The organism is Paenibacillus sp. J2R1T-4, assembly GCF_059692235.1.
Genome location: NZ_JCAUBA010000013.1, coordinates 38,672 through 54,514, shown reverse-complemented (window position 1 = coordinate 54,514; position 15,843 = coordinate 38,672). Strand labels below are relative to the sequence as shown.

The window sequence follows — 15,843 nt, the reverse complement described above, 5'->3', positions numbered from 1 at the left end:
TTTACCCGCCTCATGTGTTGGTTATAGTTTTATGCGTAATAAATCTCGTTCTCTAATTCCTGAACCGCCTTTTGGTAAGCTTCCTTCCCACCAAAAGCCTTGACTATTTTCATCGGGCTGCCAAACTTAGAAAATTCCTTAAGTTGAAGAACTTTGGTTTCTTCAATTTCCTTAATGCCTTCATTGGCATACTTATCAAGCAGTGTTTCTAATACCTGCTGTGCTAATTCAGAGTACTTGTAAAGATAATGACGTTTTTTTACATTGTTTGCTCTTTCAGCCTTGGTTAGAGGTGGTTTGTCATAGGCTAAATGACAGATCAAATCAAAATCATCCAGTTCTGTTTTGCCCAGTTCTTCTCTTACCGCATCCAGCAAAACGCCTTCATCTTTTAATTCGTCAATGATGGCTTGCTTTTTCTGAGCTTTTGTCCAAGTTCTAAGAAAATCATCCAGTCTTTCATACTGTTGCAAGATATTTTTCTTAGTATAATCAATAAGGCTCTCGGTGATTAATTTGCCATCCTTATCCATATATTGAACTCTTTCTGAAAGGACTTTTACGCAAACATCGCCAATGTAATACTTTTTAGGCTTGTCGTCATCATCAAAACCATCCGTATTGTAATCCCCTTTTGTTTCCCTAACGCCACTTTCATTAGTGTTACTCCCTGTATCTACAGGACTATCTCCGTTTGGCTCCGTTACTGGCTCATCTCCATTGATGTCTAATACAACTTCTGGCTTCCCATCAAATGTTGGGTCAGCAAATAATCTGCTGGCATTACGAAAATCCATAATGGTGAAGTAGGTCTTGCCGTATTCTTCTAGAAGCCTCGTTCCTCTACCGATAATCTGTTTGAATTCAGTCATGCTATTAATATTGTTTTCCAACACAATCAATTTGCACATTTTAGCATCCACACCAGTGGTCATTAGTTTGCTGGTAACTGCAATAACAGGGTATGTGCTTTCTTCGTCTATGAAATATTCTAGTTGTGCTTTCCCTTCATCATTATCTCCGGTGATCCGCATGATGTATTTATTATTTTCTGAATATAAATCCTTGTTTGCGTTGATGAGCGCCTGCCTCATCCGCTCTGCATGTTCAATATCCACGCAGAATACGATGGTCTTACTAAAACGGTCTGTTTTCTTCAACAACTCCGTAATTTTAGATGCAACCACCCGGGTTCTGTCATCAATAACCAGATTTCTATCATAATCTTTGACATTGTATTCCCGATCTTCAATCTCATAACCATGTTTATCCATCTTGCCAGCTTCGGGTCGGTAGCCTTCAAGGTCTTTATCTAAACCGATTCTGATGACTTTGTAAGGGGCTAAATAGCCATCATCAATGCCTTGCTTAAGGGAGTATTCATAAATAGGTTCACCAAAGTAGGTTAAACTAGATGCTTCTTTAGTTTCAATGGGCGTTGCCGTACACCCGAAATGAGTTGCCATTGAAAAGTAATCGAGAACTTTTCTCCATGCTGACTCTTCTCTGGCACTTCCTCTGTGGCACTCATCAATAACGATTAAATCAAAGAAGTTCGGCTGGAACTGTAAATAGGCTTCTTTACCGTCGTCCCCTGTAAGCTGTTGATAAAGCGCTAAATAGATTTCATAGGAGCTATCGAGATTTTTGTTTGTGACTTTTGTCATCTTGCCACTAAAGGGTTTGAAATCTCCGGAAATGGTCTGGTCAACCAGCACATTCCGATCTGCCAAGAATAAGATCTTTTTCTTGATTCCCGCTTTCCATAACCTGTAGATAATTTGAAAGGTTATAAAGGTTTTACCGGTACCAGTAGCGCTGACTAAAAGCACACGATTTTGTCCCTTGGCAACTGCATCTACTGTTCTATTTATAGCGACTCTTTGATAATATCTTGGCGTTTTGTAATTCGGAATATAGTAATAAGGCTCAAGCAGTGCCTTTTCTTCGGTTTGAGTAATGCCTTTATCGATTAAATATCTTCTAAATAAGTCCTCTGGAGAGGGGAATTCCTCAAGGCTTAATTCTCTTACTTCACTAGTGATCAAATTTTGCTCAACAAAACCATCACCATTTGAAGCATAAACATAATAAACATCCAATACTTTGGCATAGCCGATGGCTTGTTGTAATCCGCCACCTATCGGATGATTATTGTCTTTTGCTTCCACAATCGCTAAAGGGAAATTACTTTTATAAAAAAGGACATAATCCGCTCGCTTCTGTTTACCCCTTGCGGTTATGTTTCCACGAAGAATAATACGTCCTGCTGTAAAAGCGTATTCTAATCGCACTTGTTTTTTAATATCCCAACCTGCATCAGTGATTGCTGGTGTAATATATCTGGCTTTGATATCTTCTTCAGACAAATCCCTCTTTCCCATTGGTTCAGTCCCTTTCCCTGATTTTATCTAAATAGAGAATTACGAGTTCTTGTCGAACATGCTATATTAGCCAACTATTGAAACCATTTTATTGTTTGTTAGCCCAAAATAGAATTTCATTAATAATCACTTCGAAAAGCAGCCTGAATAGTCCTTTAGACTTATTCCACAATTAAACTAGAAATTCCTTTATCCGACAGGTAATTTCCATTATTATACACGACACCATTGACACCAACCTGTCAGCAAACATATGTTCGCAAGAAAAAGCCCGCCGCATGATGAGTGATGGGCTGAGGAATCGTTATTGCCACGTTCTACCGTTTAGTAATCCAGCAATATTTATCGATGATTTTTCAACTTTACTTCCTAATATCTCATCGATATCAAAGAATTTTGTGCCCTGCAATGGATACTTACTTGATTTAACAAAATTTGTCTCAGCAAAATCATCAACGCAGAAAAACTTATGATCCTTTTTAACATCCCAACCATAGCTCTTCGAACTATAAATCGCACCTATTATATTTTGTTCTTGCTCAGAGGTTACTGGAGAAGTCAGTGATTTTATTATTAATTGACCATTCACTTCATCTGCCTCAATAATATTGATGATTTTCCCAACAGCTCTAACCGCCTTGTCTTTATACAACCCTAAATATCCATGATCCGAATAGCCCCTAGCAGCGGGGTCATAGTAAAGTTTATATTTCAAATTATCATTGAATGTCATTCCCACGGTAACTGCTCTCATCATTCGATCTCTGTTAGTCAACAAACCTTCATGAGAACAATACTCTCGATAATCATCTAGAATATCGTTGAACTCAAAATCGCGGTAATCAATTACATCGCTTATAAGGGAAATAATCCGTTCAAAAGTTGAATGTATATGCTTTATATTTTTCCTAAATGCATTATTTTCCATTTCAATTGCGTTCTTGATTTCAATTTCCTGCTTACCCGACATCGGGAATGGGCTAAGAGTGAGCATGATTTGATAGTCTTCATTTTTGAAGGTCTTCAAGTGGTTACTCACTTGTGTAATATCGAAGTCTTTTCCTAGCTTGGTTTCAATGACGATATTAAAACTGTTTTGATTAATTTGTCCATCAGGAACAGAATGTTTACTTTTGAATTGCATGTCGAAAATGATTGCACTTTCAAAGTTTTGAATTTCTTCCCCAATTAAACTCTTCAGGAATGTGTGAAACTTGCTTGAAGAGTAATGATATAACCTGGAAAACAGTAACATTGTATTGCCGGTAGATACGTTTTCTTTAGAATGATACCTCTGGAAATAATGTATCTTCATAATGATGACTCTCCCTCTGCTTGTTCTTTGTAATGCAATAATTCCCTAAGCTTGATTAATATCCAGTGAAACGCCTTGTTCTCAGCGGCCTTCGCCCATGACCCCTCGCAAAATCTTTCTGCTCGAACATAATAGGTCAGCACCGCCCTTGCTGTATCCATATCAGCGATATCATTAATCGACTCGATTGGGTCACTCTTCAAATCCAATACTCCGTCTATTCTTTCCATGTAATCTTGCAGCATAATGCTGCTGTCGTATACATCTCGAATGAAGTTTAGTAATCCATTCTGATAAACAGGATAAGCCATTGGATATGTATCTCCATCAAATTTCTCATTGGTTTGCCAAGTACAATAGCTTACGGGTTCATTTTCAAAGTAGTCGATATATTTGATTAACGTGCAAAATTGATCCGCCACAGTGTCACCTCAGTCTATTTGACGATGGTAATTGCCCTACCACTATTATAGGCTATTAAGATCGCAATAGTCTGTCTCCGAGTATATGTTCGCAAGAAAAAAACGCTGGGGGATATTACATCCAACCAACGTTCGAATTTTTCAATGTTTTCAACTCAAGCTTCGTAAACATCCTTCCGATATATCCTTACCACGCACTCCACATGTGTCGTATGCGGGAACATATCCACCGGCTGCACGCATTCGGTGCGATGCCCTCCGTCCTCGAACAGACGGAGGTGCGGGCTAGTGTCGATGCGTTTCACGACACTTATTCTGATCTTGTCCCCAAATGCGCAGCCTTAAGCTATTCTCTGCTTCATCTTTAATAAAAATATTGGTAAATATGCTGCAATTAACATTGGTATTATTAGCTTTACTTGGAATATCATAATCAGAAGTAAAAACACTGCTAATGGTTTTCGGAGTACTGCACTTGTGAGTGAAGTCGTGACAATGGCAACGGATGTTACAGGATCTATTGGAAACAACATTGCAAGTCCATATCCTATACTTACACCTGCAAAAATAATAGGAAAAATATGTCCTCCACGCCAACCAGATGCTAAACAAAATTCTGTTAAAAATAACTTCACAATACCTGCTGCCAATAATAAATAAATAGACATATCAGTCCACTCTGCAGCTAATTCTGTTAACCCATGTTCCCCGGAAAATAAAGTACTAGGAAGAACAGTACCGATTAATCCTAGTACTAATCCACCAATAACAGCTCTAATTATTTTATAATTTTCAAGCGGTTTGAACACATTGTGCAAGGAATTCCTAAAAAAACCATATAGTTTAGCAAGCGATATTCCTATAAGGATTAGCGGGATAATGGCTATTATTTCATGAACGCCTATCGTAGCTGAACCAAAATCGGCTAAAGCAAAATTTCTGTTATCTATTTTGGATAAAAGTATAAATACACCAAAACCTGCAGCAGTAGTTATTGAATATACAATTGTCTTTATCCACTTTATATGTTTTGGATCTTTTCTTTCTTCAACGAATGTATTTGCTCCAAATAGTGGTGCCCTAAAAACCATGCCAATTGCAGTCTCAATACTATACTCTATGATGATATCTCCATGCTCATTTAATACAGATTTTTTCTTAACTATAGATTTAATAAGATCTCCTGCCCATGTTGAAAGGCCACCTATAACGCCAACTAAAGCGGCCTCGGGACCAAGACTGGCTCCAAAAGAAAGAACAATAATTGCTATTATTGCGCTTTTATGCACTGATTTGTAATCAACTCTTTTGGTTTTCTTGAATTCTGCTAATACCTCATCCGTTAAACGCGGGTAATTACCAATGTATTTTTGGCATAAACCTATCAAAACGCCTCCAACTACACACACGATTATGGTCCAATTTCTAACATCAATCACATTCGGTAAATAATCCCATAAGAAGTGAGTCGTTAAAGAAAGAACAGCGAGAAAACTCCATGTCAGAAGTCCTATGAACCCTCCTATAACGATGCTATATAGAATAAAAGTACCTGCTCCTAAAAACTTCATTCCCTTATTGCCCCACTTTCCTAATAAGCACAGATCCTGATGCATTAATAATTTCTGACGTTGCCACAGGCAGGGTTCGTTACAGTTTAATTATTTCTTATCAATACCGGTGTTATACGTCTCAGCAGAGCGATAGTTTGTGTCGAACGCTGAGTGTAGCACTCTTCTATAAAAATAAAACCGCCAAAAAAATGCGCTTGAGTTCCACCAACGAGTCCCGATCCAGCGCATTCACCAACAATTGACGCAAATCCGCTAACACGGACTCTTCCAACTCGTCATGTCGGATGAAATGAGAAGGGCATCCCTTGCTGCCGCGCTTCTGATAAGTAGCGCAGACAGCCTTCGCGGTCATTTTTATAATTCATGCCCTTTCCACAATGAGTACAGTAAGCAAGGTGGGCAAACAACGACTTTTTACCCCGACCGCCAAACCCTGTTCTAGCCTTGAACGCCATCCGTTCCTGTACAGCGGTGAACTCTTCGCGTGAAATAATCGGGGGATGCGCAATCTCTACGACAAACCATTTGCCTTCATCAATCTGCTGACGTAACTTATATCCCTTCTCCTGATGAAACAGTTTATTGTCCCTGTCCACACTGGAACCGTCCCTGTACCAAGATAAGATTAACACAAATGATAAAAGCAAGGAACTTCGTCTTGGATACCTCTGACTTCGCTTCATCTTTCATCCCCATTTCCTAGGTTTAAATGATTTTAAGATAATGCGTGCCTCTGGGCACGCCACATAAAAAAAAACGCGCAATTGTTGCGCGTCTTAGATAATACGGTAACTATGAACGATATGACGCAAGTTTTCGAGCGTCCTCGATTATTTGCCCTGCAAGTTCGACTTCCCGATCGCTCGGCGTTGGTACTCCTTCTAGCTCATAAACCCGTCCAAGCTGCTGCCATTTATATACGCCCATACGATGATATGGCAGTAATTGGAATTTCTCAACATTAGCAAGCTGTCCCATAAATTCACCTAATGCGATCAAATCCTCAGGTTGGTCTGTAATACCCGGAATAAGCACATGCCTGATCCAAGCCGGCTTATTACGCTCTGACAACCATTTAGCGAATGTTAGTATCCGATCGTTAGGCTGTGTAGTAAGCCACTCATGCTTTTCTTTATTGATTTGCTTCAAATCAAGCAATACAAGATCTGTATAATCGATAAGTTCGGAAGCGTTAGTCGTATCGCAATATCCTGAACTATCCAATGCTGTATGCAAGCCAAACCTTTCCTTGCAAGCTTTAAACAGTTGAGCGACGAATGGAGCTTGAAGGGTTGGTTCTCCTCCTGTAACTGTGATCCCCCCGCCAGAACCCCTGTAGTAAGGTAAATAGGGCTCTATTTCCTGGAGGATTTCATCGACAGTTACTTGTCGCCCTGTTGCGGTATCCCATGTGTCAGGGTTATGGCAAAACCGGCATTGCAGTGCGCATCCCTGCATGAACAGGACAAAGCGCATACCGGGGCCGTCCACAGTGCCGAACGTTTCCATGGAATGAATGCGACCTTTCATGCAGGCCACGCTCCTTTCGATGATAGATTCAAGTTATTAGATTTCCCCATGGAACGTGCGGCTAATGACATCCATTTGTTGCTCTCTTGTCAACTTAATGAAATTTACGGCATAACCCGATACACGTATCGTAAGCTGAGGATAATTTTCTGGATGCTCCATCGCGTCCATAAGCTGCTCTCGATTAAAGACGTTGACATTGAGATGATGACCGCCGCTTATCGCATAACCGTCCAGCATTGCAGCAAGATTGTTGTAGCGTACATTGTCTTCTTTGCCGAGTGCTTTAGGAATGATCGAGAATGTATTCGAAATACCGTCCAAGCTGTGTTCATAAGGAATTTTTGCGACCGAAGCCAGTGAAGCGAGCGCCCCTTTTCGATCACGTCCGTGCATAGGGTTGGCACCTGGAGCAAAAGGCTCACCAGCTTTGCGGCCGTCTGGCGTACTTCCCGTTTTCTTTCCGTAAACGACGTTTGAAGTAATCGTAAGCACTGACAATGTCGGAATCGCATTACGGTACGTTTTATGCGTGCGGAGCCGGGCCATAAATCCTTCTACCAGCCCAATAGCTATTTGGTCAACACGGTCATCATTGTTGCCATATTGCGGGTATTCACCTTCGATTTCGAAGTCAATCGCAATTCCCTTTTCATTACGAATAGGACGAACTTTCGTGTGGCGTATGGCGCTTAAGCTATCGGCTACAACTGATAATCCTGCTATACCGCATGCCATCGTTCTTACGATATCTCTGTCGTGAAGTGCCATTTCAATTCGCTCATAGCAGTACTTATCATGCATGTAGTGAATGACGTTCAGTGTATTCATATACAGCTTTGCAAGCCAATCCTGAACGATCTCGAAGTTTGCCTTCACTTCTTCATAATCGAGCACTTCCGACGTTAATGGTTTAATAGCCGGACCGATTTGAACGCCAAGTGTCTCATCTACGCCACCGTTCATCGCATAGAGCAGTGCCTTAGCAAGATTGGCACGTGCACCGAAAAATTGCATTTGTTTCCCGATACGCATAGCAGATACACAACATGCAATTCCATAATCGTCTCCAAAATGCGGACGCATAAGATCATCGTTTTCGTACTGGATCGAGCTAGTTTCGGCCGAGACGCGTGCACAATACTTTTTGAAGCTATCTGGCAACGCTGTTGACCAAAGAATCGTCAAGTTAGGTTCAGGCGCAGGTCCGAGATTGTAAAGCGTATGAAGGAATCGGAACGAGTTGCGCGTCACATGTGATTTCCCGTTTAGCCCCATGCCGCCGACAGCTTCAGTTACCCAAGTTGGGTCTCCGCTGAACAACTCATTGTAATCTGGCGTACGTAGAAATTTCACAATTCTCAGCTTCATAACAAAATGGTCTACTAGCTCTTGAGCATCGTGTTCTGTTATTGCGCCTTCTTGTAGATCACGTTCGATAAAAATGTCTAGGAAGCTGGATACACGTCCAAGACTCATCGCTGCTCCGTTTTGTTCCTTAACTGCGGCAAGATAGGCAAAGTATAGCCATTGTACAGCTTCATGCGCATTGGCAGCAGGTACAGCAATATCGTAGCCATAAGTAGCAGCCATTTGCTTCAATTCGGCTAAACTGCTTATTTGCTCGGAGAGCTCTTCGCGAAGTAAAATTACATTCTCTATCATAGCGTCTTCTTCTAATTGGAGAAGTTCTTCTTTCTTAGCTTTAACGAGGCGATCAACACCATATAGTGCAACTCTGCGATAGTCCCCGATAATCCGACCACGACCATAAGCGTCTGGCAAACCTGTGATGATACCGGCTTTACGCGCAGCGCGCATATCAGTCGTGTAAGCATCGAAAACACCTTGGTTATGCGTTTTCCGCAGTTTGGTAAATATGCGCTCAATCTCTGGCGATAGCTTATAACCGTAAGCTTCACAAGCATCAGCTGCCATTCTTACTCCGCCAAATGGCTGAACGGCACGTTTCAATGGAGCATCGGTTTGCAATCCAACTATCTTTTCTTTAGCCTGATCAATATATCCGGGTTCATGCGACGTAATGCTGGATACTGTATTGACATCAATATCGAATACGCCGCCTCTATCCCGCTCCTCCTTGAGCAGTTCACTAACCTGTGCCCACAGCGCTACAGTATTTTCCGTTGGGCTTGCTAAGAAGCTTTCGTCACCTTCATATGAAGTAATGTTTCTTTCAATAAAAGATTGGACGTCGACCTTTCCCTGCCAGTTTCCTGCTGCAAAACCTCGCCATGCCACTTGTGTTCCAGTCTGCTTCATGATTTCCTGTTCTGTCTTAGCCATGACTTAGCACCTCCATTTTGTACATCAAGATTGATACTGAGATAAGCGATAATAATCGTTCTTGTCATGAATAGTTCGGGTGAAATGACAATCGATTCCATGCTCGTTAAAGGTGGATTCTCTCATCTTCAGCCGATGAAAGGCAAAGATGATCGGATTGCGCGTTTTCGTTGCAATAAGGGCTTTATACATCGTAGTTGAAGTTGGGTTTGTAGCAGGCGTTACCTCAGCAATTATTCCGACAAGCTCAGCTACAAGGCGGTAATTTCCGAATGCGTTCTCCTCAATTACACCAACTGTTTTGTTGTACTTGATGCTATGGTAAATATATTCCGTCGCAGAGCTGTTTTTCGTTATTTTGTCTTCATAAACTCCACGGCCAGTTTCGTCAACAGACATCTTCGCAAGCAACATATGTTTATCCAGTCCGGCAAGCGCCATGGATTGGACAACCCGGTCGATCTGCTCCTGATTCATAGATAGGAACGCTTCCTGTGCAGCTCTTGCTTGCGAGACTAGTCGGTTCACTGTTCTTGTGCGGAACTTTCGCAGTCTAATTTGACTACTTTAACAGCCATCGACTTCTCCTCCTTGGAGATCTTCTTAGGCATCTTGCATCCTTGATGGCTTAATGATATCGAAATCACTATTTGCCAACCGTGACATTTATCACAATGAACTGTATTTATCTGCAAAAAATATATTTATGAGAAGAAATAGTCCATATTCGTTCAAAATTTGTTCAAATGGAGATTTAGAACGAAGTACTGCCACAGTGGGGAAAGCAGAGAAGGCTAAAAGACGAGTTGAAGAAAAAAGACGGAGTACGCCACGTATAAGCATGGTTATGTTTATCTTCGATGTATATCTGTTAGCAGGAACAGTGAGAGGAGCAAATCTGTAACTGATTTGCGGTATCCCATCTGCTGTAACTTTGATTCTTTCAACCAATCTATGAAGCATATCGGAAGTAAGGCTACACCGTTTAATGATGGTAACTAACCATTTTACAGTTCTCCCTAGTCCGTCTCTTAACAGGAATAGGTTATAATTTTAAAGCATTATTGTACGCACAAGACTTTAACAAAAAACTAATACAGGGTCGATAATGGTTATACTGACTGAAGATGCGAAATTGGGCTTAATCGTCACCCACCCCCTCAATAAAAAAACGCCTCAGAGATAATCCCTGAAGCGTGATTACTTACAAAACATTTTTATGTCATCTAAAGCTGAATGAGCATGTCCTCTAACAAATTTACTCTCATCATTCAATGCATCATTAATAAGTGGAATAATCAGTTCCTTATTAACCGTTCCATGTATCCTCGCAATATGACCAAAACAAAGAATTGCTATTCCTCTAATATTTTCGTTTTTATGCTGACTATATCGGACCATCAGGTCTTGTACAAAATCTCCATCGTCCGCATTTAATGCTAGTGAAAGTAAGCCTTTTACTATTGTATCGGGTTTATCGGAATTAATTTGGTTTATTATTTCTTGATTTTTCTCTATGTTGTTGCTGTAGAGTTCTGTACTCTCGTGAACAATATCATCCAATACCTTCTCAAGAGAAGCAACTTCATTCCATTTGTGTTTAACTGATTCATCAGTAACAGCATTCAGTTTCTCAAACTCATTTATTAAGGCTTTCTTAGTCAATATTTCTTTCTCTGATTGCCTTAAGATGTTTCTACTATCTCTGTACATTATGTAATTTTTTTTAAAATTTTCCCTAGCCTCCGTTAAGGAATAATCAGCATTTGGACCGCCCCAAACTTCGTCTGCATGGGGGTCATCTTGCCCATCATCCTCCCAATTACATAAACAACAAATTTCCCAACCTCGTCTTTCTTCTAGTGTAGGATAACCACAACAGGGACAATTAAATCGGTTCATATTAAATGCTCCTTTTTATTCACCTATCCAAACATCGCATTCTTTTAGATTAAATGTGGAATCGAAAGTGGAATTACCATATTATTGTCCTTCAAATAAATTATTTGAACTATACGGAGAGTACCTCTTCATAACCCATTCATGAAATACTCGAAAAGCCGAACTTGAATCAGATACAGAAAAAATAAACGCGCCCTGTACTTCTCTACGGCTTAACTTTGAATCGACAAGAAATTTGTCATCCTCTTCATTTAAGAATATATCATAAGTTCTATCTTTATTTTTGAATCCCACAGCATGGATATCAAGCCCCTCCTTAAAAAAGCCTAAGTGAATTATGGACGGCTCTAATTCAACTTTTTCTTTGAAGAGTGGATTTTGTAGTTCTTCATCAAAGTTGCTTACATCAATTAGATACCCTTGAAAATATCCATCTACCAAGAAACTAAGACGCTCAATTATTAAATTTAGTTTGTCGAATGGAAAATTTTTAATTTGCCCTAAATTATTATCAGAATACTCCCATATGATATGTTCTAAGATTTTTGCATGCGTGTAGCTAATTGCTCTAGAGATTTCTCTATCTAAAGGTTTATCAAGAGTTTCTTTGATTACTACCCTCACACCATTGTAGTAATCCCAAAATAATGGAAAATCAAAAAAAGATTCTTCGCTCAATTTATGTATAAAGGTGTTATCTACGCAGTTATAGTTATTCATTAGTACTTGTAATTCGTTCTCCATAAAGCCCCCTCCGATTTTTTTACTCTATATAAAAATTCCACTCAAAAATGAAAAACCCTTCCAGTCAAAGGAAGGGTCTGAGCACCGATACATCTTGTTATTAATCTCTCCTCACGAGTAGTGAACAGCTCTCCACATGTGTGGAGACGGTAAAAGGGATATAAATGAAACCCAAACTAATCATGATGAAATAGTTATTGCACTTTTTTCATTATATTCGATTGTTGATTTTATTATTGAATTTCTAACAATTTCATCTTCTAAATAATTGTTATTAAACAAGCCTTCTGGTTTTATTTTCCCTTTCATTAAATCTATTATTATAGGGTAATAATTTCTAAGTTCTTCAATTGCATCTAGATCAATTACATTTACATTAATAAAATCCTTGCCAATTTCAACGTCAGCTCTTATGGAATATAATCTATTCGCTATTTCATCAAAATCATTATTTATACCAAAATATACCATGGGGACTTCATATCTATTTATCAATAAGTCTTCAAGTACATAATTTTTTCCTTTTGTACTAACTTTAAGTTGTAGTCCTGCACTAACACCTCCACCTCCATTTGTATTTTTATTTATCTGAAGCAACTCCGACTTCGGATCATTTTTATTAATCCATATTATGTCTCTTTGAGGATTACTTGAGTCAAATTTTGTTCTGTGTTTTTCTCGTGTAGTAAGCAAACCTGTTCCAATAGCAGTATAATTATCAAGTGATTTAACTTTGCTATTTCCCTTACGTCCTATGGTTGCCCACTTTCGATTAATTTCCTTATATGTATTACATCTCCTCACAATTATCGCTTCAGCAATATTCCCTAATAGTCTCGTGGCAGTATTTATTGGATTTTGTTCAGCAATATATCTTAAATTAAGTATTCCTTCATCATTTAATTGAATATAACCAAGTTCGTCTTTAAGTATATCAAATAATTTTCTACCATAAATGGCATTTGAGATTGATGGGTTTCTATTACCACTTATCCAATCAGAGTATAATTGGATATGATTTGGAGAAATTGTCCCATCAATGTGTTGGATTGCTACGACTAGTCTTCTTTGGTTAGGAACTTCAATATTTCTAGTTATTATTTGCTGTCCAGTCCTAACAAGGCTATTTTTTTCAATTCCTTCATCCTGTATTTTTGAAAACTTCATTTTCAATACATCAATTATATTAATTGCAAGTCTTTTGATTACAGTAACTGAGGAAGATAATTCAATAAGTTTAAATAATTCATATAAACTCAAATTATTAGGAAAGAAATAGTCATTAAAATTTCTTAATAGTAAATATTCATCAATTGTTAGTGTTCTAACGCCGTAATTATCTCTTAATAAGGTAATACTGCTGTTAAATGGCCTTACAGAAGACGGGAGTACAGCCTTACCTCCAATACTATATTCCAAAAGTTTTAAACCTTCTTTTTCTTTTTTAACTTGATAAATAAAATATTTCTTTACAGTTGCATCGTTAATAAAAGAATATTCTCTAGGCAATCGATAAAAACGGTCTTCTTTTTTTTCCATTACGTCAACTATATCCCAAATTGTTTGTTTTAAAAATAAAGGATCTGGAAAGGAAAAATTTTCACATAAATCTTTATTGTCAAAACCGATTATATATAGTCTTTTCCTATTTTGAGGAGTATTACCATATTCCATATCATTTAAAACTTTATACTGTATATAATAACCACAATATTCCAATTTCCGCTTAATATCTTCAAATCCTTTTCCTTTAACTAATGATAAAATCCCTTCTATACTTTCCAATAATAATGCTTTTGGTTTTTTTAACTGAATAATATTTATTAGTCGATCAAACAGATTATCTCCTTTATTAAGTTCATTTCTGCCTGAAATGAAAGGTTGAGCAGGTAATGATGCAGTTAAAATATCAAAATCCGGAACATCTTTAGTGCATACCTCATTAATATCCTTTTCCAATAAAAAAGTATAGGGGAAATTAGCCCTGTATATCTTACAAGTATTCTTATTAATTTCATTTGCCCAAATGACTTGTGCCCCTGCCTCTTTAAAACCTTTAGAGATCCCACCTATTCCAGCAAAAAAATCAACTACCTTATACCCCACTTCAAAAACCCTCCTATAAAGTTATATAGAGAGATATGCAACCCTATTTACGACACTTTACTAAGTGTACTCTTATTTGCTAATAGTTCCAATTAAACTTTATTAAATTCATCAACTCCCGTAAAGCAAATCCAAAAATTTATTATAACTTGCCATCCCTCCCTATCAGAGTTAACATACACACACTCGAACAATGGGAAGGAGACAGCACTATGGTAGATTGGCCTGAATGGTTTCAGAAAGCATTAAGCAGAAGGTTTGATGAACACGCGAACAATTCAGTGAAGAACCATGACATCCATAAAGTCAGACAGAAGCTAGATCAAATAACGGAAGAATTGAAGAAGCAGCTAGAGCCAGATATGTTTTTAAAATTTTCAGAATGGGAAGAAACGGTTAACCATGGAGTTTACCATGCCATCTGTCGGAATAGGGATACTATCATTCTATTTGGAGACTAGCCGATATGTTCCTCAATCTCCAACCCGCTTTTCAATGTAAATACAAAATGCGTTGGCGAGAGAATAGTTATCTTCTCTACCAGCGCATTAAAAATTTCATCATCAAATTGTTCTAATAAATCCTGCCGCACATTTATTACTTGTATAATTTCGTGTACCCGTTGTGTAACTTTTGCTTTTTGATCATTATCTTTCTCCAGCATCGCTTTCTTCTGCCGGAGTTTGTCTAACTCATGGGATATTCTTACATTCTCCTCATTGTAAACCGTCTCATCAATATTATCCCGAAGCTTCAGGTTTACCAATCCCTTGAGATCCGCTTTTAATTGTTCGATGTTCTGTTCTACTTTAATCAGCGCCTCATGCCCTTCCCTTTTGGAAAGTATCGCTTCAATGTTCATATTCAAGGTTCGGATAAATCCATCCTTGTTTTCATGCATCCTATTGAATACCCGTACAAAGGCATCCTGTAACACATATTCATCTACCGCTTTGGCATCACAAGCTTCTTTGCCTTCGTTAACATAAGTTCGGCATTGCCATACTACTTTCTTGGATATGTTATTGCTGTTCCATGTTCGCCTTTTGAAATTAGCTCCGCAGCATCCGCAGAATACTTTGCTGCTAAGCGCATACTTGCTGGAGTATTTCTTTCGGTCACCCATGATATTTCCTTTTAATAATGCGCGGCGTTCTTTTTCATTTTGTACCAGTTCGAACATCTCTTTGGGTATGATCGGCTCATGGTTATCCTCGATCAAGTATTTCTGTTCCTGGCCATGGTTCTTAACTCTCTTATGGCTTAGAAAATCGACTGTTACCGTTTTTTGCATATGAGGGAAAAAGTGATCAACATCTGCTAAGTCTTCGGATAAAGGATCAATTGTAATATCATCAAAGCAATAAAAGCATTTTCTTTTTTGATAACCGTTAAGCGCATCACGTCCTGAAGTGACATCTATCCTTCGCAGATTATTGTTAATGTAAAAGAGATTCGAATTTTCTTCAAATTTAACTTGTATAAGTGACGGTGCAATCCCTATTGACCATGCAGTTTCAACTAATCTCCATCTGGCTTCAACTTCAAAATTGAAATTA

General features: G+C 38.6%; 13 protein-coding genes and 1 pseudogene. 1 reads left to right on the top strand and 13 read right to left on the bottom strand.

The window, feature by feature from the left end; all coding sequences use genetic code 11:
* Positions 1 to 29 precede the first annotated feature (29 nt).
* The 12 genes and pseudogenes from hsdR to AC58QD_RS20825 all read right to left on the bottom strand — a co-directional run bounded on the left by hsdR (position 30) and on the right by AC58QD_RS20825 (position 14,284).
* Positions 30 to 2,384, bottom strand: coding sequence for an EcoAI/FtnUII family type I restriction enzme subunit R (gene hsdR / locus AC58QD_RS20880; RefSeq protein ID WP_497336854.1), 2,355 nt, complete (start codon positions 2,382 to 2,384; stop codon positions 30 to 32).
* Between the two features lie 304 nt (positions 2,385 to 2,688).
* Positions 2,689 to 3,699 (bottom strand): hypothetical protein, encoded by a 1,011-nt coding sequence (locus AC58QD_RS20875; protein ID WP_497336852.1) that lies wholly within the window; start codon positions 3,697 to 3,699, stop codon positions 2,689 to 2,691.
* The gene (locus AC58QD_RS20870; RefSeq protein ID WP_497336850.1) at positions 3,696 to 4,121 is read right to left on the bottom strand and encodes a DUF6508 domain-containing protein; all 426 of its coding nucleotides are present in this window, start codon (positions 4,119 to 4,121) and stop codon (positions 3,696 to 3,698) included. The genes AC58QD_RS20875 and AC58QD_RS20870 overlap by 4 nt, the downstream gene beginning before the upstream one ends.
* A 341-nt stretch (positions 4,122 to 4,462) precedes the next feature.
* A complete protein-coding gene (locus AC58QD_RS20865; protein ID WP_497336848.1) occupies positions 4,463 to 5,692 on the bottom strand; it encodes a chloride channel protein in 1,230 nt (409 codons plus the stop codon).
* Between the two features lie 166 nt (positions 5,693 to 5,858).
* Complete coding sequence (locus AC58QD_RS20860) at positions 5,859 to 6,047, bottom strand: recombinase zinc ribbon domain-containing protein (RefSeq protein ID WP_497336846.1); 189 nt, start codon at positions 6,045 to 6,047, stop codon at positions 5,859 to 5,861.
* Positions 5,971 to 6,291, bottom strand: coding sequence for a recombinase family protein (locus AC58QD_RS20855; RefSeq protein WP_497336844.1), 321 nt, complete (start codon positions 6,289 to 6,291; stop codon positions 5,971 to 5,973). The genes AC58QD_RS20860 and AC58QD_RS20855 overlap by 77 nt, the downstream gene beginning before the upstream one ends.
* A gap of 196 nt (positions 6,292 to 6,487) precedes the next feature.
* Entirely contained in the window at positions 6,488 to 7,225 is a 738-nt protein-coding gene (pflA, locus tag AC58QD_RS20850; RefSeq protein WP_497336842.1) for a pyruvate formate-lyase-activating protein, read from the bottom strand.
* Between the two features lie 36 nt (positions 7,226 to 7,261).
* Positions 7,262 to 9,532 (bottom strand): formate C-acetyltransferase, encoded by a 2,271-nt coding sequence (pflB, locus tag AC58QD_RS20845; RefSeq protein ID WP_497336840.1) that lies wholly within the window; start codon positions 9,530 to 9,532, stop codon positions 7,262 to 7,264.
* Between the two features lie 135 nt (positions 9,533 to 9,667).
* Positions 9,668 to 10,110 (bottom strand): annotated as a pseudogene (locus AC58QD_RS20840) (bifunctional acetaldehyde-CoA/alcohol dehydrogenase); the annotation flags it as partial.
* A gap of 622 nt (positions 10,111 to 10,732) precedes the next feature.
* The gene (locus tag AC58QD_RS20835) at positions 10,733 to 11,434 is read right to left on the bottom strand and encodes a CPCC family cysteine-rich protein (protein ID WP_497336838.1); all 702 of its coding nucleotides are present in this window, start codon (positions 11,432 to 11,434) and stop codon (positions 10,733 to 10,735) included.
* An 81-nt stretch (positions 11,435 to 11,515) separates the two neighbouring features.
* Positions 11,516 to 12,178: a DUF3986 family protein gene (locus AC58QD_RS20830; RefSeq protein ID WP_497336836.1), complete on the bottom strand. Its 663-nt coding sequence runs from the start codon at positions 12,176 to 12,178 to the stop codon at positions 11,516 to 11,518.
* Positions 12,179 to 12,358: 180 nt separating this feature from the next.
* On the bottom strand, positions 12,359 to 14,284 hold the full coding sequence (locus tag AC58QD_RS20825) for a DNA cytosine methyltransferase (protein WP_497336834.1): 1,926 nt from the start codon (positions 14,282 to 14,284) through the stop codon (positions 12,359 to 12,361).
* Between the two features lie 212 nt (positions 14,285 to 14,496).
* Between AC58QD_RS20825 and AC58QD_RS20820 the strand changes: the two genes are divergently transcribed.
* Entirely contained in the window at positions 14,497 to 14,745 is a 249-nt protein-coding gene (locus AC58QD_RS20820) for a hypothetical protein (RefSeq protein WP_497336832.1), read from the top strand.
* Here the strand turns inward: AC58QD_RS20820 and AC58QD_RS20815 are convergent.
* Positions 14,742 to 15,578 (bottom strand): recombinase zinc beta ribbon domain-containing protein, encoded by an 837-nt coding sequence (locus AC58QD_RS20815; protein ID WP_497336830.1) that lies wholly within the window; start codon positions 15,576 to 15,578, stop codon positions 14,742 to 14,744. The genes AC58QD_RS20820 and AC58QD_RS20815 overlap by 4 nt on opposite strands.
* Between the last annotated feature and the right edge of the window lie 265 nt (positions 15,579 to 15,843).

Coding starts and splice junctions, on each gene's coding strand:
- hsdR (WP_497336854.1), bottom strand. CDS start 2,384: ATGGGAAAGAGGGATTTGTCTGAAGAAGATATCAAAGCCAGATATATT.
- AC58QD_RS20875 (WP_497336852.1), bottom strand. CDS start 3,699: ATGAAGATACATTATTTCCAGAGGTATCATTCTAAAGAAAACGTATCT.
- AC58QD_RS20865 (WP_497336848.1), bottom strand. CDS start 5,692: ATGAAGTTTTTAGGAGCAGGTACTTTTATTCTATATAGCATCGTTATA.
- AC58QD_RS20860 (WP_497336846.1), bottom strand. CDS start 6,047: ATGACCGCGAAGGCTGTCTGCGCTACTTATCAGAAGCGCGGCAGCAAG.
- pflA (WP_497336842.1), bottom strand. CDS start 7,225: ATGAAAGGTCGCATTCATTCCATGGAAACGTTCGGCACTGTGGACGGC.
- pflB (WP_497336840.1), bottom strand. CDS start 9,532: ATGGCTAAGACAGAACAGGAAATCATGAAGCAGACTGGAACACAAGTG.
- AC58QD_RS20835 (WP_497336838.1), bottom strand. CDS start 11,434: ATGAACCGATTTAATTGTCCCTGTTGTGGTTATCCTACACTAGAAGAA.
- AC58QD_RS20830 (WP_497336836.1), bottom strand. CDS start 12,178: ATGGAGAACGAATTACAAGTACTAATGAATAACTATAACTGCGTAGAT.
- AC58QD_RS20820 (WP_497336832.1), top strand. CDS start 14,497: ATGGTAGATTGGCCTGAATGGTTTCAGAAAGCATTAAGCAGAAGGTTT.
- AC58QD_RS20815 (WP_497336830.1), bottom strand. CDS start 15,578: ATGCAAAAAACGGTAACAGTCGATTTTCTAAGCCATAAGAGAGTTAAG.